At 68.3% G+C, this 20,523-nt stretch carries 15 protein-coding genes; 9 read left to right on the plus strand and 6 right to left on the minus strand.

Annotation, left to right across the window (positions count from 1 at the left end; translation table 11 throughout):
• Positions 1-55 precede the first annotated feature (55 nt).
• Genes FREUN1FDRAFT_RS17115 through FREUN1FDRAFT_RS17130 form a run of 4 tightly spaced genes read right to left on the minus strand, consistent with a single transcriptional unit; the run spans position 56 to position 9,622 of the window.
• A complete protein-coding gene (locus FREUN1FDRAFT_RS17115; RefSeq protein ID WP_006541372.1) occupies positions 56-1,828 on the minus strand; it encodes an AIPR family protein in 1,773 nt (590 codons plus the stop codon).
• 17 nt (positions 1,829-1,845) lie between these two features.
• Positions 1,846-4,656, minus strand: a complete 2,811-nt coding sequence (locus FREUN1FDRAFT_RS17120) for a sigma-70 family RNA polymerase sigma factor (protein ID WP_006541373.1) — start codon at positions 4,654-4,656, stop codon at positions 1,846-1,848.
• Positions 4,653-6,449: a DUF1998 domain-containing protein gene (drmB, locus tag FREUN1FDRAFT_RS17125; RefSeq protein WP_006541374.1), complete on the minus strand. Its 1,797-nt coding sequence runs from the start codon at positions 6,447-6,449 to the stop codon at positions 4,653-4,655. The genes FREUN1FDRAFT_RS17120 and drmB overlap by 4 nt, the downstream gene beginning before the upstream one ends.
• Positions 6,446-9,622 carry a helicase-related protein gene (locus FREUN1FDRAFT_RS17130; RefSeq protein WP_006541375.1) on the minus strand — a complete coding sequence of 1,059 codons (3,177 nt, stop codon included), beginning with the start codon at positions 9,620-9,622 and terminating at the stop codon, positions 6,446-6,448. Before FREUN1FDRAFT_RS17130 ends, drmB begins: the two co-directional genes overlap by 4 nt.
• 423 nt (positions 9,623-10,045) lie before the next feature.
• Here FREUN1FDRAFT_RS17130 and FREUN1FDRAFT_RS17135 point away from each other — a divergent pair, with 423 nt between their 5' ends.
• From FREUN1FDRAFT_RS17135 to FREUN1FDRAFT_RS17175, 9 genes are all read left to right on the plus strand, one after another.
• Positions 10,046-12,166: a UvrD-helicase domain-containing protein gene (locus FREUN1FDRAFT_RS17135; RefSeq protein WP_006541376.1), complete on the plus strand. Its 2,121-nt coding sequence runs from the start codon at positions 10,046-10,048 to the stop codon at positions 12,164-12,166.
• Between the two features lie 55 nt (positions 12,167-12,221).
• Positions 12,222-12,704: a hypothetical protein gene (locus FREUN1FDRAFT_RS17140; protein WP_006541377.1), complete on the plus strand. Its 483-nt coding sequence runs from the start codon at positions 12,222-12,224 to the stop codon at positions 12,702-12,704.
• A 44-nt stretch (positions 12,705-12,748) separates the two neighbouring features.
• Positions 12,749-13,156, plus strand: coding sequence for a hypothetical protein (locus tag FREUN1FDRAFT_RS17145; RefSeq protein ID WP_232295232.1), 408 nt, complete (start codon positions 12,749-12,751; stop codon positions 13,154-13,156).
• On the plus strand, positions 13,153-13,407 hold the full coding sequence (locus FREUN1FDRAFT_RS17150) for a helix-turn-helix transcriptional regulator (RefSeq protein WP_006541379.1): 255 nt from the start codon (positions 13,153-13,155) through the stop codon (positions 13,405-13,407). The genes FREUN1FDRAFT_RS17145 and FREUN1FDRAFT_RS17150 overlap by 4 nt, the downstream gene beginning before the upstream one ends.
• A gap of 57 nt (positions 13,408-13,464) precedes the next feature.
• Positions 13,465-14,736, plus strand: coding sequence for an FAD-binding protein (locus FREUN1FDRAFT_RS17155; protein WP_006541380.1), 1,272 nt, complete (start codon positions 13,465-13,467; stop codon positions 14,734-14,736).
• Positions 14,737-14,964: 228 nt separating this feature from the next.
• The gene (gene acpP / locus FREUN1FDRAFT_RS17160) at positions 14,965-15,201 is read left to right on the plus strand and encodes an acyl carrier protein (protein WP_006541381.1); all 237 of its coding nucleotides are present in this window, start codon (positions 14,965-14,967) and stop codon (positions 15,199-15,201) included.
• 143 nt (positions 15,202-15,344) lie between these two features.
• Positions 15,345-15,578, plus strand: a complete 234-nt coding sequence (locus tag FREUN1FDRAFT_RS45185; protein WP_006541382.1) for a hypothetical protein — start codon at positions 15,345-15,347, stop codon at positions 15,576-15,578.
• Positions 15,575-16,720 carry a dipeptidase gene (locus tag FREUN1FDRAFT_RS17170; protein WP_006541383.1) on the plus strand — a complete coding sequence of 382 codons (1,146 nt, stop codon included), beginning with the start codon at positions 15,575-15,577 and terminating at the stop codon, positions 16,718-16,720. Before FREUN1FDRAFT_RS45185 ends, FREUN1FDRAFT_RS17170 begins: the two co-directional genes overlap by 4 nt.
• Before the next feature lie 216 nt (positions 16,721-16,936).
• Positions 16,937-18,103: an acyl-CoA dehydrogenase family protein gene (locus tag FREUN1FDRAFT_RS17175; RefSeq protein ID WP_006541384.1), complete on the plus strand. Its 1,167-nt coding sequence runs from the start codon at positions 16,937-16,939 to the stop codon at positions 18,101-18,103.
• Positions 18,104-18,311: 208 nt separating this feature from the next.
• Here the strand turns inward: FREUN1FDRAFT_RS17175 and FREUN1FDRAFT_RS17180 are convergent, their stop codons facing one another.
• Positions 18,312-19,343, minus strand: coding sequence for a dihydrodipicolinate reductase (locus FREUN1FDRAFT_RS17180; protein ID WP_006541385.1), 1,032 nt, complete (start codon positions 19,341-19,343; stop codon positions 18,312-18,314).
• A 102-nt stretch (positions 19,344-19,445) separates the two neighbouring features.
• The gene (locus tag FREUN1FDRAFT_RS17185) at positions 19,446-20,303 is read right to left on the minus strand and encodes an SDR family oxidoreductase (RefSeq protein ID WP_006541386.1); all 858 of its coding nucleotides are present in this window, start codon (positions 20,301-20,303) and stop codon (positions 19,446-19,448) included.
• Positions 20,304-20,523 lie beyond the last annotated feature (220 nt).

A 20,523-nucleotide genomic window follows, 5' to 3' on the forward strand; every position in this document is an offset into this window, starting at 1 on the left:
GGGGCTTTGGGCCGGCCGCTCACCGCCGGACCCACTGCCAGACCGACCGCCGGGCCTAGGCAGCATCGGATGTCGGCACTGCCAGCGCGGCCACAAGATCGGCGGGCGGAGTCCACCTGATCGTCTGGGCTGCGTTCCAGCTGGCCTCCTTCTTGCACCATTCGGTGATGTTCCCGTTGCCGGGCGGATTGGTGATCGTCTCGCGTACCTGGGTGGCCAACTCGGGGACGACGCCTTCGAGGGCCTCCGGCACAGCCTGCGCCCGCCAGATGCGACCGAGGTCGATACTGCCGCCGAAGCGGTCCACGATCAGGGAGATCGTCACCGCGGTGATGTTGGCGAGGTAGCCGCTGTAGCCCTGCTGCTGAATGATCCTGCGGACGCGGTTGAACAGGATCGACTTGGCGACGAGGTCGCGGAAGGCGATGTCGGTCGGCATGTCGTTCGTGCTGGGCTCACCGTGCATGGACCATTCCTGGAAGCACTTCTGGCCACCGAGGCTCACCACGTGCGGCTGGCACCGGTAGGCGTACTCGTACTTCGCCGCGTCCGTCTTCGTGATCTTCTGGTTCTTCGGGTTGTCCAGGTCGAACTGCTTGCGCTCCGACTGCTTGGTGTACCGCGCGCGGTCGACGTCATACTGCCCGCGCACCCGTTCGTAATACCAGTGGGTCTGCCGTTCCGCGAGACCGGACGCCGGCGCCCAGATGGCCCGCGAGTGCTTCTCCATCTCGACGTGGTAGGCGCTGTTGCCCTCGAAGTCAGCGGCGGTGACCGCGTTCTGGGAGTTGGCGTACATCGAGATCCTCGGGACGAGCTCGTCGAGAAGAGCGTCGCCGACGACTGTGAACTTGGTGGCCACGTGCACGTCGGCCAGGCTGTCGACACCGGCCTTGAAGGCAACGTGCAGCGAGGCCGTCGTCTGGCCGCCGTTCACGATCTGGAGATCGCGGATCCTGGTGATGATCCTGCGGCCGTCGGTTCCCGAAGCGAACTCGATGGCCGTGGCCGTGGCCGAGATGCCGTTGTTGTAGGCGAGGAACCGGCCCGGGTTGTTCCTGATGGTCTCGGCAATGCCCTTGTTGACCTTTGTTCGCGCCTGCAGGAAGGCCCGCACGTTACGTTGCAGCAGCCTGCTGTGGTGGCGGTCGTACAGCTCGGCGATGAGCTGTGCCGGCAGCACGGCCAGAACGCACTCGTACTCGTCCGGCTGCCGTGGTGCCTCCAGGCACTGGATCTCGTAGCCCATCTCCAGAAGATCGATGGCGATCTCCTCCTGGCGGCGGCCGGAGGTCATCAGGCGGTGCAGCCGCGTGAGGTCCCAGAGCTGGGTCGTGACCGGCAGGTTGTCGACGCTGAGGTCGGTGGCCCAGACCCCGGCCCTTCCGACGGCACCGTCGGTCAGCGCGATGATCTGGACCTGCTCGAAGTCCGCCCAGCAGTCACGGATGCGCTCGGCCATGTCACGCCCGGCCGACTTCTCCAGCTCGTCGGGCATTCCGGCAAGGCAGGCGTCGGCAAAGTTGATCGCGCAGCGGACGAGCTGGTCTACCTGACTTTTCCTCACGGTCTGTTCGCCATGATGAACTGCCAGCAGTCGAAGTATCGAGCCGTCCGTGCTGATGTCGAAGCCGGCGACCTCGAGGGTGTGCCTCTTCCACGACTTCTGGAACGGGACGAACTCCGGGTTGTCGAGCGTGCCGTCCTCCGTCAGGGCCTCGCCGACGACCTGGACGAAGGCGTTCTTCAGCATGAGGTCGTCGGACGAGGCCTTCTCGTACACCCACTGCTGGAGCTCGACGACGAAGTCGGTTATCTCAGTGCTCATTGCCGTCCGATCTGGAGTTACGCGGGCGAGGCCTGATGACGCCGGAACACATCGGCCGACAGCCCTCTCGTCATTCTCGCAAGCCTGGACACATCCCTCTGCAGCGGAGCCGGGACGATGGGCGTCCCTCCTGCCTCGCTGTCGGTCCAGGCATCGAGCTGGGACGGTTCGATCTCGACCTCGATGCGAGCGAGATCCGAGTCCGGGTCGGAAACGAGGTCCGGCAGGCCCAGCCACCCGCCGAGTGACCAGAACCGGCCATCGCACACGAGGTACACGCCCTGTGCCCGCCGCCAGGTCGACGGCTCACCGGCCTCCGCGAAGTCCTCCTCCGCCAGCCTCGACGGATGCGGCAGGACATAGGGCCGGACGTGAGCCACCAGCCCGTCGGCGCGCACCGTCTCCGTGCCGTGGTCCTGTGTTGCCGGGTGAGTGAGAAGGAACGGATCCCGCGAAGCCACCGGCACAGGAAGGGCCGGCTCCGGCAGCTTTTCGGTGGCGGGCGTCGGAGTCCTCCCAGGCTCCCCGCCGGGAGAGAGCGTCGTCAGCGACGTCGACTCCCGGGAAGACGAGTCCCGGGCATCAGCGGGATCTGCGGTGGTCGTTCGTGCGGGTTCCGGCACCGGGACGGTTCTTCGGACAGGGGACGGGCGCTTTGCGGTTTCGGGCTTCGCAGGGTCGGGCCCCGGGCCAACGGCGTTGTCGGAACGAACCTGCCGGAGTGGTTCCCGCAGCTGCTCCAGAGCCTTCTTCTCGATCTGGCGGATGCGCTCCCTGGTCACGCCGAAGACCTGCCCGATCTGTTCCAGTGTCCGGGGCTCGCCGTCATCGAAACCGAAGCGCAGCCGGACGACCTCGGCGTTCCTCGGACTCAGCTCGGCAAGACTCCTGGCAACGGCCATCCGGAGCCATTTCCGGTCGAGAACCGTGTCCGGATCAGTGTCGGGCGGTGCGGGAAGGCCGACGAGCTCACCCAGGACGGTGTCCCCGCCGTCGCCGACCGGTGTGTCGAGCCCGACCACGCGCTGATGGAGCGCGAGGAGGCACCGCTCGACCTCCTGCTCGGACAGGCCGGCCGCAGCCGCGACGGTGACGACGTCAGCACCATCGACCGACATCCCCAGCTGACCGAGGACCCGCCGAACCTTGTTGACCTTCTCGACGAAGTGCGCGGGCAGTCGGATGAGTCGGCCCTCGTCGGCCAGTGCGCGGGTGATCGCCTGGCGTATCCACCACGTGGAATAGGTGGAGAACTTGTACCCCTTGGTCGCGTCGAACTTCTGGACGGCCCGCAGCAGCCCGATCATTCCGTGCTGGGATAGATCCTCCAGTTCGAGGCCCTGCCCCTCGTACTTCAGCGCGATGGAGTGGACCAGCCTCTGGTTGTGCAGTACCAGCGCGTCATGTGCTCGCGCCCGCTCGTCCGTCGGCCCCAGCTGCCTGCGGAAATCTCTTCCCAGCTCCTCGTGGAGCGGCCGGCCGGGACGCATGAGCATCGCCAGGCCGACCTCCTCGGTGGCGGTCAGGATGTACCTGTCAGGGCGTCGGCGCACTGTGTCGTCGTCCAGGACGCGCAGCGCCGCTGTGACGGCATCCGCTGGGAGATCCGCCAGTGCGGTCTCCGCGTGCTCCGGGGCGAACTCCTCGGCGGGGGGCTCCTCCGCAAGGGGGTCGTGAGGGTCGGCGTCGGTTTCGACGTCCGAGACCGGGCTCTCGGGCTCAGGCACATCGGCAGTGTCGAGAAGCCTGCCCCGCTGGTCGTCGAGGAGGAGCAGCGGAAGGTCACGGACCACCCGCGGCTCGCCTTCGCCGGAGTAGGCGAGAACGACTGATCGGCGTGCCCGGGTCACCAGGTACTCCAACAGTGCCGCCAGCATCGGGGATGACGCGTCGAGTGTGATGTCCTGCAGCTCCGCTATGACGACGGTGTCGAACTCGATCCCTCGCGCGGACGCCCAGGTCGTCACCTTCAGCCCCGGGCTGGCCAGGTCGATCCCCTGGCCGGGCTGTCGGGGGTGGCCGCTGTGCTGGAACTGGACCCCGTCGGCGGTGTGCTGGGCCAGCGCGCCGCGGACGGCGTCCACCTGTGCCTTCTGCTGGACAAGGACGCCGATCCGTGCACGGGGATGCTGCCTGCGGTAGTCGTGCAGCCGCTTGGCCAGGCCTGCCAGGTCCGAGGTGTGCCAGAGCGCAGGTGTGGCGCCGTCCCTGGTTGGTGGCGCCGCCTCCGCGTAACCGGCCTGAACGCGGAAGTGACTGGCCAACCGGGCGACGGGAACTGTGTTCCTCCGGTTGGCGGGCAGCGCAACCGCTGGCGGGTCTCCCAGCGCCGACCGGATCCTTCGGTCGGAGGTCTCGCCAAGTCCGGAGTCGGCCTCCACCAGGACCGTCGTGGACACTCCCAGAGCCCGCAGAAGGAGGTAGAACTCGCGGGGAAGCCGAGTGCCGTCGACGACGATGACATGCCGACCGACGCGAGGAAGGGCCGCCCTGTCGAAGACCCGGTCGAGGCAGGCGCGGAAGTCGTAGGTCAAGCGCTCGGAGCTGGGGGGCTGCTCACGGAACAGCTCGCGCCAGAACCGGGGGAAGAAGGAGTGGAAGGTCCTGACCTCGATGCCACGTTCCGTGGGTGGCAGCAGGTGCCGCAGGTGGCCGACGAGCAGCGAGGTTTCGGCGACGACCGTCACCCGATGCTGCGCCAGGGAGAGTGCCCTGGCGCCCCGAACGGCCGACGCGGCCATTCCCGAGCCCAGCGTGGCGATGACCAGACGGGAACCCGGCGTGAACGCCTGGTCCTCGCCGGGGGCGAGCACAGCGGTCGCCGTCACGGGGTTCCGGTGCCGTAGGCGTCCTCGATCGTGGTGAGCACGTGACGAAAGAAGCCGAACTCCTCGTCCATGACCATGCTGCGGTCGAGCAGCCGGTTCGAGGCCTCACAGCTGGTCTCCGGCGCCAGCGAGCACGCGTGACAGGCGGCGAGGGACAGACCGTGCGGTCCCTGGCCGGTGGACTCGCCGCACACCGGGTCGAACGAGCACCAGCGGGAGGCAGCCAACGCGCCGGCGATCAGTCGGACGAGCCGTTCCGGCTCCCCGAGCCGGACGAGCCCGCCCAAGGTGCCCTCGGAGTCGCCGGCCGCTGTGTAGATCAGCACACCGGCCATCCGTGGGCCGCCCCCCTTCGGATTGGTGACGTACAGGCGTTCCCGTAGAGATGAGGTCGAGTAGCCGGCCTCGAAGGCCGTCTGCCGCAGCAGAAGGTGCGCAAAGGTATGCAGGAGCAGGTATCTGGGGGTCGGTTCGGACAGCCAGTCGAGCTCGGGCCGAGCCACCTTGCGCAGGGCGAGTCTGTGCGCGCGGGCGAACACATCGGATCGCTGCTCCCAGGCGGCCAGCGCCTCCTCGTTGAAACGTAGGAAGAACCCCTCGCCGAGGACCTCGATCCCGGGCAGGAACCCGGTGCGGGAGCGGAGGTTCGCACGGACCTCCTGCTGCAGGGTGTGTCGTTGGAAGCCGCGCAGCACCCGCACCTCACGAAGCCGCTCGACCTGGGTCACCCCGGTGACCTGAAACCGGAGCTGATCCGCTACGGCGTTCAGCTCGCCGGTGATTGCGGCCGCGTCGATCGTCGTCGCCGTGGCCTGGAAGTAGTCACGGGGATCGGTGGTCGCCGGCGGTTCGGTGAGTGCATCCCACTCGCCGGGCGCGATGTCGTCCTCAGTGCGGACGACCGGCGCGACATCCTCCTGCGCCTCGACCTGGTCCAGCAGCTTCCTGATGTCCTGTTTCGGAAGTGCCGTGTCCTGGGACAGCAGGTCGAGGCGCACCGCCCAGTGCGGATGACCGGGATGCTCCACCAGCCACCGGAAGTCGCCGTTCTCGCGCAGCCAGTTCGCCGGATCATTCCGCGTGTTCCAGTCGGAATCCGGAGGGATGTCGATCGCCGACACCGTGCGCGGGAAGTAGACGCTCGATGCTCCGCGCTGCACGGCGAGCAGGTGCTGGTCGCAGTTCTCGGATTCGGAGGCGATCTGCCAGGGCTGGCGGCCCGAGCACTGCTGTCCAACGCGCCGCAGCGCGTCCTTGGTCGGGAGGTCCTCCAACGAACGGGCCGCGCCGCAGCTGAGACAGCGTACCTGGGTGGAACGCAGGCCACCCCCGACGCCGGAGCTCGTCTCGAAGGCCAACCGGCTGCCCCGGCAGGCGCCACCGCCAGTACCGAACCTGCTGGAGTGCGCCCAGCGCCACCAGTTGACATCACTGAGATGACCATTGCCGCAGATCGCCACGAACCGCATGGGGACCAGTCGCCGCTTCGGGCAGTAGGCGCAGTCCGGAACAGTGTTCTTCTTCTCCCGCGAGGGGCTCCACTCCTCCATCCGGCGGCATCCCGGGCAGAAGAGCCACCGGGGAAAGCGGTAGTAGGAGACCCGGCCGTCCGCCGGTGCGACCCCGATCTCCGTGATCCCGAGGATCTCGGCGAGGCGGGGCATCGGGATCACGTCGTGCCACGGCCACTGGCTGGCGTCCTCCGCGACGAAGGACTCCCCGAGCACGTCGATGATCGCCCCGACGCCGAACGGGCTGACGGTCTGGGACCGGCGGACCCTGCGAACCGTCACTTCTCCCCCCTGATCCGAAGGTTCACCATGACATCGACATTGCGCATGGAATCGAGAGTCGGCCAGGCCTCGGCCTTCTGGTCGTAGTGACGCAGCAGGGCCGGCCCCGGGTTCTTCGAGCCTCTGGGCGCGTAGGTCAGTCCGGGCTGCGCGGTCGCCAGCCCCAGAGCTCTGGTCGTCCACTCGCCCGCGAGCCGCCGGAGGTCCTCGCGTACCTTCTCGTACTCGCTGGCGTCCGCTGCCCGGGCGCGTTCCGTCAGCTGGTCGATGAGCTGCGTCATGTCGGCGTCGTCTCCGTCGAAGGCAGCCGCGTCGAGCTCACCACTCCAGCCGCGGGCGTGCCGGGCCAGGATCACCAGGCCGGCGTGCAGCGCCCTGGTCCGCGCCGGCAGGGAGAAAGGCGTCACCGAGGTCGGCTCGACGGAACGGTAGAGCTTCGTGTGATCGGCCATGAAGGCCTCGTAGTGGGAACGGTCGCGCGGCTTGGACGGCGAGTACAACGTGACCACCAGCCCGGGGTGGGTACGACCGACCCGGCTGCTCGCCTGGATGTACTCCGCTGTCGTCTTCGGCTGCCCCACGATGACCATCAGCCCGAGGCGGGGGACGTCGACGCCGACGGACAGCATGTTCGTGCTCGCCGCCAGCGAGACCGGATCGGGCTCGTCGTGCGACCTGCCCAGTCGCTCCAGCACCTTCGGGATGTCGCGCGCCGGGACGTTGCTGGTCAGCTCGACGACGTCGTCGTCGGTCAGCGGCCGGAGACGGTTCTCGTCGACGGCGATCACCTTCACCCGGGCGGGGATGTCGTCGTGGGCGAGGGTGACCGTCTTGCCCAGCTCGCGAAGACTGTTGTGGTAGACGACCAGGGTCCGATACGGGTCTGCACCGTCGGGCGTCAGCTCCACGTCGACCGGGCTCTGCAGGAGCGCCGCGGCCAGGTGGACGAGTGCCGTCAGCGGGGTGTGCCCCTGCGGCATCATGCCGAGGTAAAGCCGGCCTGGCGCCTCGCGGTCCGTGCGCACGAAGTAGGAGTCGTCGGCCTCCAGACCGGCGGGCGGGAACAGTGCGACCTCCCGTCCGAAGACGCCCTTGGTCTGCTCCTGCGCACGTCGGACCGTCGCGGTCGAGGCCACGAACTTCGGCCGGGCCCCGTTGTGCGACATCAGGACGTCGAAGGCGGCCTCGTAGATGCCGACCATCGTGCCGAGCGGGCCGGAGATGAGGTGGAACTCGTCCTGAATGACCAGGGACGGCCCGGGGTGGTCACCCGATCCGAAGAAGGCACCCGACCGCGGATCCCACACCGTGCGGGCGAACTTGTCGACGGTGCCGACGAGGAACGTGGGCGGGTGCTCGTAGAGATCCTCGTCCACGGAGGAGATGGGCAGCCGGTCGTGGAAGGAGCAGCCTTCGTTCGGGCAGCGCACGAGGAAGGCGCTGTTGGTCGCCACGACACCCCACCGGTGGTCCACGGAGCGTTCCCCGGGAACGATCCTCGTGCCGCACCAGGGGCAGAGCTCGATCTGGAAGCTGGTGTCGACGGTCTCGGACGCCTGGAGCCGTTCCAGCAGCTGTCGAGCCTCCCGGTAGTCCTTCGGGGTGTTGTCGTTGCCGACCCACAGCCCGATCGAGATCGGTTCGTGGCCCAGCGCCGCGGGGTCCTCCCTGCGGAGCAGCTCGCAGGAGCAGATCAACGTCGCCGCCCGCTGGAACTGCTGCGTCGTCAGTAGCCGCAGTGTGTACCGGGTGATCACTGTGGTGCCGGCGGCCTCGTCGCGGTCGCGAAGTCGTCGCAGCATGATGATGAAGGCCGTCAGACCGAGGTACGCCTCCGTCTTCCCACCGCCGGTGGGGAACCAGATCAGGTCGACGATCTCTCGGTCCGGGCTGTCATCAATAGCCGCCCCGTGCAGCGTGAGCAGCAGGAAGCCGAGCTGGAACGGGCGCCAGAAGTGCGTGTTCTCGGGGTAGTCCGGGTTGACCACGGGCGGGTCGGAGGTCTCGTGTGGCTCACCGGCGAGATCCTTCCCGCGGTGGACGATCTGTCGGTGCATCGCCCGGTTCGCGAGTGCGAACGCGCGGCGCACGGTCCGGTCCGACTCGAGAAGGCGCACTCCCGACCGCATGCGTCGGCGGGCCTCGTCCACGTCGTGGAGGAGACGGCCGGCCGCGGGGTGCAGGTGGCTCGGCACGTCGCCGGTATCCAGCCGGGAACGAAGCTGTTCGGCCCAGCCGTCGTAGCTGTCGACGAACGCGTCGAGCGCGCCGACCAGCTCCATCGCCTCGGCGCTCTCGAACCTCGCGAGCATGGCCAGATCCAGGATCTTCTCGTGACCGGGCACGCTGAACGAGATCCCGGGAACGACATGCGCCGGAACGTAGGACGTGTGCACCCACTCCGGAGTCTCGCGCCCGTCACCCGACCAGGCCGCGGCGACACCGTGACCGACGGCGTAGGTCGGGGCGGTGCGGTAGAGGAGTTCCAGCTCCTGGGCCTCGTCGTCGCCGTACAGATGCGGTGCGTTCGGATACGCCCGGATCGTGCCCGTCCCGGGCCGTGCCCGCAGAACCACCTGCAGCAGGCAGCCGGCGGCGTCCTCCGCCCTGGTCGAGGCCCTGGAGCGGTTGACGAGTGACACCGTGACGATGGCGCCCCCGTTCTCCCGAGGCCGCCAGACCGCGTCGATGCTGGCCCGGCCGTCGAGGAACGGGAGATGAAGAGTGCGCCGGCGATCGGCCGGACCGGGTGGGACCAGTCGCAGTGCGTCATCGCCGACGAGGCGAACCGGTCGGCGGGCCCAGCGTCTCGGTGTACCGCCGTCCGCGACATAGCGGGCGAACTCCACCTCGACAACGATCGGTGCCCAGTCGCTGATCATGAAACTCAGGCCTGCGGAGCTGGGCTTGTGCTGGCCTGCCAGCGTCAGGGGGTCCTCGTCGACCTCCTCGCCGATCTGACCACCCTGCTCGTCACTCTCCTCCGAGGGATCAACTGCCGACCTCGATTCCTCGCCGGGAGAGGGCTCCTGCTCCTGGGGGTACAGAATGGCGGTCAGATAGCGCCCGGCGGGCTCTTCCAGCAGCACCTCGTCGTCGCCGCCGACCGGCCCGACAAGCTGCCGCCCGAGATACTCGACGATCTTCCGTCGATCATCCGCCCTGGAACCCACCGACTCCCCCGTGTCTCGTCTGTGCTGTGCCTGGCCCGGGCAGCCTTGTCCCCTGTCCGCCGTGCGAGCGTCCTGCGGAAACAGGGCGCCACCGCCACCTGGCGATCTTCCTCTGCGAACGAATGGCGTGGCGGTTCGGACATCCCCCTTTTACACACCTTAGTCATCGTCTGTGCATGAAGTGAAGCGGATGGCGACGGCACGGGGCGGTGGTGTGTCGTGCTGTCGAGTGCTGTGCCGCCGATCGTTGTGATCTGTGAGTGCAGGTTGCCGAACGGACGCAGACCGGGTATCTCGGACTACTATGTGCGCCGTCGCGCGTCGGTGTGCGTCGGGTGCGGAGTGCAACGGTTCCTCGGGCGCGCTGGTGCAGGTTGTCCGCGCTCGGTCTCGAGGCGTCGGATCGAGTACTCGGGAGTGCCCATGGCCTCGCTCGGCTTTGCGCAGAGCTTCTTCAAACGCCTTCCGGACCTACCGAAGGAGGTTCAGAAGCGAATCCCCGACCTGCTCGGCAAGTTCCAGGAGAGCACGATCGCCGGGCTTCACCTCGAGAAGCCGCACGCGATCGCGGACGACCGCGGACGGACGATCCGGGTCACGAAGTTCTGGCGGGGTGTTGTGATGGCTCCGGTGGAGGGAGACCACTACATACTGTTCGACGTCCTCGAGCACGACAAGGCGTACACCTGGTTGGCGAACCACACGTTCGCGATCAACTCTGCGACGCGCGAGGTGGAGATCGTGGACCTTGCCGCTGTGCGGAAGGCCTCGTCGTCGCTACCCCCCGCAGCCGGAAATCCCCAGCCAGGCGTGTACGACGTCTACGACGATGCCGTGCTTCTGGAACTCGGCATCGACGCCGGCAGCATGCCCCTCGTGCGCCGGGTACGAACCGATGCGGACCTCGACCTGCTGTCCAGGGCAATCCCGCTCAGCCAGCACGAGGTGCTTGAGATGCTCGCCGCCGGCTACTCCGTCCGCGAGGTGCGGGCCGAGTTGGGCATCGGGAACGGGGCCGCCAGCAGCGAGGCGACGGGCGTCCCACACTCACCGCTCGCCTCGCCGACGGTCTTCGTGCCGCAGAGTGCCCGGGAGCTGCAGGATGCACTGGAGCACCCACTGGAGCTCTGGCGGATCTTTCTGCACCCGACCCAGCGCAGGATCGCCTACCGGGAGAAGTTCGCCGGACCGGTTCGGGTGACCGGTGGGGCGGGAACGGGCAAGACGGTCGTCGCATTGCACCGTGCCCACCACCTCGCACGCAGGCTGCCCGCCAGCCACAGCCGGCCTGTTCTCGTCACGACATTCGTACGGACCCTCGCCGACGACCTCCGGGCCGCCTTGGCCTCGCTCGACGCGGCCACTGGTGCTGACACCCGCTCCTCGATCGAGGTCACCACCGTCGACGCGCTTGCGCACCGAATCGTGAGCGACGTCGAGGGCACGCCGCCCGTGGTTGCTCGCGACGACGAAGTCCTGACACAGCACTGGACCGCCGCTGCCGCAGCCACGGGCACACAGTTCAGCCCGGCCATGCTCCGCACGGAATGGGAGAACGTCGTACTGGCCCGGGGGGCGCGGACGGCTGCCGACTACCTCTCGGTCCCGCGAACCGGAAGGACGCAGCCGCTGGGTAGACAGCAGCGTCTCCGGGTCTGGAACACCGTCGAGCACTTCCTGGGCCTGCTTGGCGAGTCAGGCGCACGAACCTTCTACCAGCTCGCGGACGACGCGGTCCGATACGTGCGGAGCGGCGCTGCCGGCGACCTGTTTCCCCACGTCGTTGTTGACGAGGCGCAGGACCTGCATCCCGTGCAGTGGCGGCTCCTTCGCGCCCTGGTTCCCGACCGCCCCAACGATCTGTTCATCGTTGGTGATGCGCATCAGCGGATCTACGACCGTAGTGTCGCGCTGACCACCGTCGGCATCAACGTCCGCGGTCGGTCATATCGCCTACGGCTCAACTACCGGACCAGCGAGCGCATTCTCACCTGGGCCGTGGCTCTGCTGGACGGCCGGGCGGTGGACGATCTCGACGGCGGATCCGACAGCCTGGAGGGCTACCGCTCGGCGTTCCGCGGCGTGCAGGACCCTGCCGCGCACGGCTATCCGACGACAGCAGCCGAGCTTGACGGCCTTGTGTCGACGGTCCGTGGCTGGATTGACGGGGGCGTACGGCCAGCCGAGATCGGCGTCGCGGCTCGCACCCGCAGGATGACCGACGACGTCGCCAGCGCACTCCGCGAGGCTGGAATCGAGCCAAGTCCACTTGACCGGCAGCGGCGTGGGGGTGTCGAGATCGGCACCATGCACCGGATGAAAGGGCTGGAGTATCGTGCCATGGCCGTCATCGACGTCTCGGCCCGCACGGTTCCACTTTTGCGGGCTGTCACTCCGGAAGCCTCCGATCCGACGGCGTACACCGAGGACATACTGCGTGAACTCTGTCTCCTTCACGTGGCCTGTACCCGTGCCCGCGAGTTCCTCGCAGTCTCCTGGTCTGGTACCCCGAGCCCATTCCTGAACAGGATTGCGGAGGGATGAAGGTGCGTGTGGACCCACGAATCCGGAAAATTGTGCTACGAACACCGCGAGGGAGGTGAAGATCGGCGGCTGGGCCGCGAGGGGCGTGATCGCGAAACCGCAGGGGAGCATCGCCGTCACGGAGCAGACCGTGTTCGCGGACATGAACTGCGACGACCGCGCCGACTACGTCCCGCGCGACCCCGGGCAGAACAACCTGCTCCTCGGCTGGTTCAACCTCGGCGGCTTCGACAACTCGTGGTCCGCGAAGAAGCTTGTCGCCTACGGCGTCGCGATGAGCTTCCCGGTGGAGGTCCACCTCGCCGACATCTCCGGCGACGGCCTCGACGACTACCTCGTCGTCGACCCGACGAACGGCGCCGTCCGCGCCTGGCTCAACAGGGGCGGCAACCAGTGCACGCCTGACCGAGGCCCGGCGAAGGTGGAGATCCTCTCCAGAAGGAAACGCCCGGGTTTCAGCCCTCGCCGCAACGCTTCGCACCGACCAGCACCGCGACGTCCACCCAGGCGGCCGCGGTCGGGCGACGCGCAGGGATGACAAGCGAGCTTGACTAGATGGAAAGCGAGCTTTACGTTCGGGTCATGGTTGACGAGACTCGCCAGGACAACATGACGCGCGACGCCCGCAGGGCGATCATGATCGACGGCATCCCGGTCTCTCTCCTCGGGATGATCGCGCTTGCGCTGGGCAGCTCGCCTGACCAGAGCGCCGCCGACAAGGGCTGGTGGCTTGGTGCGACCGCCGCCTTCACCCTCGCCATCGTGTGGGTACTGGTGCGGGCCTTCCGCCGGGCCGACGAGTATCAGCGCAAGATCCAGCTCGAGAGCATGGCGATCGCCTTCGCCGCCGTCCTCGTGGGTCTGCAGGCCGCCGTCCTGCTCGACGCCACCGACATCGTCGGGCTGCGCCCACTCAGCGAGGCGATCGTCATCGGTGGCGTGGGGATCTGGTTCGCCGTCGCGGACGTGCGCACCCGCCTGCATCGGTGAGGAACCGGCTGCGCACTCTGCGGGCCGAGCGTCGCTGGAGCCAGGCGGACCTGGCCGACCGATGCCAGGTATCGCGGCAGACCATCAACGCGATCGAGACCGAACGGTACGACCCCGGCCTGCCCTTGGCGTTCACCCTCGCGGACATCTTCGAGCTGACCATCGAGGAGATCTTCTTCCCCGACCGCCCCGACCGCCCCGACCGCCCCGACCGCACCGACCGCACCGCCGCGTCCGACACGCGTCGATGAAGCGACGTCACCCGGTCATCCCGGCGTGCTTGTGCGGCAGAACCTGGAGGATGCGCGATGCGTGAAGGCTCGGACGAGACCAACTGGGCCGGGAACATCGTCTACCGGGCAGATCGGTGGGTCGCGCCGACGTCCGTCGAGGAGCTGTGTGAGGTCGTGGCCGCCTGTGATCAGGCCCGGCCGGTCGGTACGCGCCACTCGTTCAACACGATCGCGGACACGGCGGGGACGCTGATCTCGACCACCCGGCTGCCCGCCATGTTCCGGCTCGATGCCGACGCGCGTGAAGTCACCGTGAGCGCCGGGACCCGCTACGGAGATCTCGCCCGTGAGCTGGACACGCGGGGCTGGGCGCTGCGGAACCTCGGCTCGCTGCCCCACATCTGTGTCGCCGGTGCGTGTGCGACGGCGACGCATGGCTCCGGTGACCGCAACGGGAATCTGGCGACTTCCGTCGTCGCGCTTGATCTGGTCACCGCGTCGGGCGACATCGTCACGGTTCGCCGGGGTGTGGACCGCGACTTCGCCGGTCATGTCGTCGCACTCGGTGCGTTGGGGGTGGTTGTGGCGGTGACGCTCGCGATCGTGCCGACATTCCGTGTTCGTCAGAACGTCTACCAGGGCCTGGCGCGCGCCGCGTTGCTGGACCATCTCGACGAGATCTTCGCCATGGCCTACAGCGTCAGCGTCTTCACGACCTGGCGCTCCGATTCATCCCTGCTGTGGGTGAAGCAACGGGTCGAAGCGGTCGACGAGGTCGCTCCGGCGCCGGTGGAGATGTTCGGGGCCGGGGCACTGCTCCATCCGGTCCACCCGATAGGCGGCCTCGACCCGATCCATACCACGCGACAGCTTGGCGTTGCCGGCCCTTGGCATGAACGACTGCCGCATTTCCGGGCGGGCTTCACGCCCAGCGCCGGGAACGAGCTGCAGTCGGAATACTTTGTCTCCCGTGAACGCGCCGCCGCGGCGGTTGAGGCGATCTACCAGATCGGCGAGCAGATCCGGCCAGCCCTACATGTCAGCGAACTGCGCTCGATCGCCTCCGACGACCTGTGGCTCAGCCCCACCTACGGCCGCGCGGCGATCAGCCTGCATTTCACCTGGCGGCCAGCCGAAGCCGCCGTCACCCGTGCGGTCGCCGCGGTGGAACGCCAACTGGCCCCCTTCGAGCCGCGCCCGCACTGGGGGAAGATCTTCACTCTGCCGGCGGAGACGATCCGCACCGCCTACCCGCGAGCCGCTGATTTCACCGCGCTGGCCGAACGCCGCGACCCGACCGGTGTCTTCCGAAACACCTTCCTGGCGAACACGGTGGGCCTGACCTGATCAGGGTGACGGTCAGCCACGGCAGAAGCGGGTCCCGTCGAGCGCAGCCTGCGAGTGCGGGCACCGAACCTTCGTCGGATGTCGCCAGAAAGGGACAAGACCCGGACAAGACCTCACGTGGCAGAGATCACCACACCAGGAGCGAATACTGGAGTTCGCGGCGTGGACCGATCAGAGAGCATGCAAGCTCTGTCCGTTTCCACGCACGTCGGAGCAGGAGGCCGCCCAGTGTCCACAATCGAGGAGCGGGTAAAGAGCGTCGTCGTGGATCAGCTGGAGGTCAAACCGGAGCAGGTGACGAACAACGCGTCATTCGTCGATGACCTGGGAGCGGACTCCCTGGACCTTGTCGAGCTGGGCGTGGCCCTGGAAGAGGAGTTCGGCATCGGTATATCCGACGAGGATGCCGAGGGGATCAACACCGTGCAGGACGCGATCGACTGGATAAGCGCACACCGGCGGTAGGTGGGGTTGCCGGGCTTCGGGTTCGCGCCGCTGCGGCTGCCCCCCGACCTCGATTTCACTGCCCTGTTCCATGGCGTCGACGAACGGGTTCCGGTCGACGCGCTCGAGTTCGGCACCCGCGTCCTGTACCGCTTCCTGCTGTCATGCTGGCGGTTCATGATCTTGCCGTCGTGGACGGCCTCGCCGACCGCGCCGGCGTCCTGCGCCACGACCGCCTCGTCGAATACGGAGACCAACAGACTGTGATGACCGCGCCCAGCGAGGACTGCGCCCGGGAGCTCTTCCTCGCCACGTCACCGGTGCCGGACCCCGTCAAGCGTGCGGAGCGTCAGGCGGAGCGTCCGGCCGGGCGGCGCGCCGAGGCGGGGACGCTGTGACGGCCCCGGCGCCCGACCTGGCGGGGCTGCTGGTCTTCGACGGCCACAACGACCTCCCGATCGCGCTGCGGTTCCTGCACGGCGGCAGCGTCGAGGACGTCGGGTCGGGCCTGCCGGACCTCGCCACCGACATCCCGCGCCTGCGGGCCGGCCAGGTCGGCGGGCAGTTCTGGTCGATCTTCGTCCCTACCGGCCTCGATCCCGCGGCGGCGGTCCAGATGGTCCTGGAGCAGATCGACCTCGTGCACCGTCTCGTCGACCGCTACCCGGACACGTTCCGGTTGTGCCGGACCGCCGCCGAGGCCGCGGCCGCCCGCCGTGAGGGGCGGATCGCCTCGCTGCTCGGCGCCGAGGGCGGCCACTCGATCGGCGACTCCCTCGGTGTGCTGCGGGTCCTGGCCCGCCTCGGCGTCCGGTACCTGACGCTGACCCACAATGTCGGGCCGACCTGGGCCCAGTCGTGCTTCGAGGACCCCGGGACGCACGGCCTCACCGATTTCGGCCGCGAGGTCGTCGCCGAGATGAACCGGCTCGGCATGCTCGTCGACCTCTCCCACACCGCGACGGCGACGATGCACGCCGCCCTCGACGTCTCCCGCGCCCCGGTGATCTTCAGTCATTCCAGCTGCCGAGCGGTGACCGATCACGTCCGCAATGTTGACGACCGAGTGCTTGCCCGCCTCGCCGACGCCGGTGGCGTGCTGATGGTGACATTCGTGCCGGCGTTCCTGTCCCGCCAGTACGCCGAATGGGAGGCGGCCGAGAACGCGCGCAAGGCCGAGCTGGGCCTGGCCAACCCGATCATCCTGTTCGAGGCCCGTGGCGCCGGCACATCGGCGTGGCGGGACCTCACACGCTGGTATGACGCCCACCCGGCGCCGGACGTCACGATCGAGCAGGTCGTCGCCCATCTCGAGCACGCCCGCGACCGCGTCGGGATCGACCACCTCGGTCTGGGCGGTGACTATGACGGTGTCCCCGCCATGCCCGCTGCTCTGCGCGACGTGTCCACCTATCCCGCCCTGCTGACGGCGCTCCAGGACGCGGGTTGGTCCAGGCGCGACCTCGACGCGCTGACCTGGGCCAACACGGCCCGTGTTCTCGCCGAGGCCGAAGAGGTCGCCGCTTCCCTGACCCGCTGACGGGAACCCGGCGGAGGTACCGCGCACCGGAGTAGCTGCCTTACAGGTGCTTTACAGGTCGAGCTTTTGCGTTACAGGCCAAGCTTTATCTACCAGTCTGGTAGACATGATGGGGAACGTAGGTCTGTGCGTGTGCGTGAGCTCGCGCGGGGGCATGCGGCCAGCGCGCGGTCCTGCCACGCCGCGGGTTCTCCCAACACTGACGGGACTGCATAGATGACCTTCTCCCGCGACGCGGAGCCGACCAGCATCCCGCCGGTGGACATCTCCGATGACGCCCTTGAAGCGGTGCGCAGTCAGCTGGCCGGCACCGCCGAGGAGAACGACCGGACGGCCCAGTTCCCCTGGAAGGGCCTCCAGGTGGTGCATGACGCGGGCCTGCTGCGCCTGGGCATCGCCCCGCGCTATGGCGGCGCCGACCTGAGCGCCGTCGACAGCATCCGGGTCTTCTCCGCGCTCGGCCAGGGAGACCCATCCGTCGCCCTGATCACCGCGATGACCGTGTTCCAGCACGCCCTGCAGAGCAAGAGCCCGTGGTGGCCCGAGGAGCTCTACCGGAAGTTCGTGCGCGACTCCCTCGAACGTCCGGTGCTGGCCAACGCGATCCGCGCCGAGCATGAGCTGGGTGCTCCTGTCCGCGGTGGGCTTCCGGCGACGACGATCCGGCGGACCGCGTCCGGCTGGGTTCTCAACGGGCACAAGGGCTACGCGACGGGCTCGGAGGGGCTGAGCTACCACCTGGTGTGGGCGGCGACCGAGGAGGCCGAGCCGCGGGTGGGCCACGCCATCGTCCCCGGGGATTCCCCCGGGATCAGGATCGTGCGCACCTGGGATCACTTCGGGCTGCGGGCCAGCAGCACCCATGACGCGATCTACACCGACGTGGAGATCCCGGCCGAGAACTTCGAGCCGGCCCTGGCGTCGGAGCAGCGGGGCGATGCGGCGTTCGCCGGCGTGGCGCTGGGCGGTGCCGCCCTGTACCTCGGAGTAGCCCGGGCCGCCCGGGACTTCTTCGTACGCTTCGCCCAGGAGCGCGTTCCGACCGGGCTGGGGCGCCCGATCGCCACCACCGAGCGCATCCAGTCCGTCGCGGGGGAGATCGAGGCTCAGCTCCTTCTGGCGGAGGAGCTCGCCTTCGGGCTGGGCCGCCGCATCGACGCCGGTGAGTCGATCCCGCCGCAGCGCCTCGTGCTTGCCAAGCCGCTCATCGCGCGGGCTGTTGTCACAGTGGTTCAGACGGCCGTCGCCGCAATCGGCAATCCAGGGCTGACCAGGAACAACCCGCTCGAACGCCATCTTCGGGACGTGCTGTGCGTCCGGGTCCACCCACCGCAGGAGGACACCGCGCTGCTGGTAGCCGGCCGGCGCGCACTCGGCGTCTGAGCGACGTCGCTGTCTGCTGTTGAGAACGGTGTCTCCGCCAGCCGCGAGCCTGAATGATCTCAACTACCCGAGTTCGGCCGGAGATCCCGTCGGGCTATGTTCCGGCCGAGGGCAGTTGTCTGTGCAGACTCGCGGCATACCGAACGACCCGGATCGAAGGCGGGTTGGGCACTGCGGCGGTGACCACCACCTTCAGGGTCGAAAGGCGTTACACGTTCTCGCGGTTCAGCAGGTGGCGGCCGGTGACGAACGGCAGGTCGGCGTGGTTGACGATGCCCGGGGCGGCCGCGACGACATGGGGAATCGCGTTGATCGCGGGCATCGCGGTCGGCCCGGCCGAGGCGAAGTGGGCGCTGCCGATCGGCGCGAGCCGTACCTGGACGCCGGGGTCGCCCTCGATCTCCAGGACGTAGCCGTCCTCGACCGGCCAGTTCGGCGTCATCTGGTCGCCGACCTTCCAGACGAAGCGACACTCGATCACCGATCGGCCACCCGAGATGCCAGCGATGACGCCCTTGAAGCCGGAGATCTGGCCCTTCTCCAGCTTCATGAAGCCGAAGTCGACGTCGTCGGTCGCGGCGGCGAACTCGGCGGTGAACCGGACCTCGTCGAGCTCGATCGCGAGGGCCTGCGCGAGGACGCGGATCTGCTCCTTGAAGGACCCGCAGTTGACCTCGATCATGCCGGGTGCGGCCGGGTCGTCGGGGTCCAGCCCGATGCTCATCGCGCGGAACATCCGCTCATTGGCATAGCCGCTCATGTCGAGTGACTCCAGCAGCGAGATCCGGTCGATCCGGGTGCACATCGCGCTCGCCGCCAGCACGGTCATTCCCATGTGCCCGGGGTAGACGCCGGTCGTGTAGAGCGACGACCGGCCGCGTTCGCAGGCCGCCGCGAGCCGGTCCCGGACGTCCTCGCCGTAACCGGCGCCGGCGAGCATGTACATCGTGGACACGATGTTCACCCCGGCCGACAGGATCCGGTCGAGCTGGTCGAAATCCGGCCGGTAGGCCATGTAGGCGACGCAGTCCGGCTTCAGCGCCAGCAGCGCCTCGACGTCGTCGGTCGCCGTGACGCCGATCGGCGCGATCCCGGCCAGCTCGCCGACGTCCCTGCCGACCTTCTCCGGCGAGTAGGCGTAGCAGCCGACCAGCTCCAACGCCGGATGCCCGACCAGCCCGCGGACAGCGGCGGTCCCCGTCTTTCCCGTCGTCCACTGAACGACACGCAGCTTGCTCATCGAAATCTCCGTCCCATCGAAATCTCCGTCCCATCGAAATCTCCGTCCCATCGAAATCTCCGTCTCCTCGATTTCTCCGTCTCCGGCTCCGTGGGTCCGGTCCTACCGGGCCTGCCGCTCGGGCGGGCGGGTCGAGGTCTCCATGAGCGCACGCCAGGTCAGGGTGACCTCACCGCGCGGCATGGCCAGCGACCGGGTGGTGATCCACTCGTCGAGGGGCTTGGACCAGGTCACCGGGCCGTTCGGCAGCCCGTCGTACAGCGACGTGGCTACCGTCTCCGGCTCGGCCGGGTTGAACAGGCCGTTGCGCATCCGGTCGAGCAGATCCTCCGAGTCGGCCCGGTTGCACAGTTCGGGGTCGAGGGTGTCCTTGAAGGCGTTGAAGTTCGGCGACGCGGTCGGACCGACGAGCATCGCGGTGACATCCACACCATGGTCGCCGAGCTCGCCCCACAGCGACTCGGCGAGGATCCACTCGAAGGCCTTGCCCGCGTTGTAGGTGGCGCTGGTGACGGCGCCCTGAGTGCCGCCGGTGGAGCTGACCAGGGAGATCCCACCCCGGCCGCGCGCCACCATCTTCGGCGCGAACAGGTTGAGCAGGATGAGCGGCGTCGCGCAGTTCGCCTGCACCGACCGCAGCTGCAGCTCGAGCGGATGGGTGAGGAACAGCCCGATCGGCGCCACCGCCGCGTTGTACACGAACAGTCCGATCTCCAGATCGTCCGTCGCCGCGGCCACGATCTCGCCGATCTTCGGATCGGTCAGGTCCGCGGCTAACTCGCGCACCTCCACGCCGTGCGTCGCCCGCACCTCCGCGGCGGTCGCGGCAAGCGTCTCGGCACCGCGGGCGTTCATCACGACGTTCAGCCCACGGGCCGCCGCCTCCAGGGAAAGCGCCCGGCCGATGCCCATCGACGCGCCGGCGATGAAGGCCCACGGCCCGTACTTGTCCTTGAACATGCTTCTCCCACCATTCGGTCGGCGCCGACGAGCGGCACGCTGATGCACTGCAGGCTGGTGCGGTCCACGTTGATGCTCTGCAGGCCGGAATGAGGACGCGGCGGGGTCAGGACCGCACGACAGTGGCCGGCTCGGGCCGGACGAGGGGCCCGCGGCGGGGAGGACGGTTTCTAAGGGCTCACGACGACGGCTGTCACCAGGGGAAGCGTCGCGACGGTGG

This window comes from Parafrankia sp. EUN1f (assembly GCF_000177675.1).
Classification (GTDB): domain Bacteria; phylum Actinomycetota; class Actinomycetes; order Frankiales; family Frankiaceae; genus Parafrankia.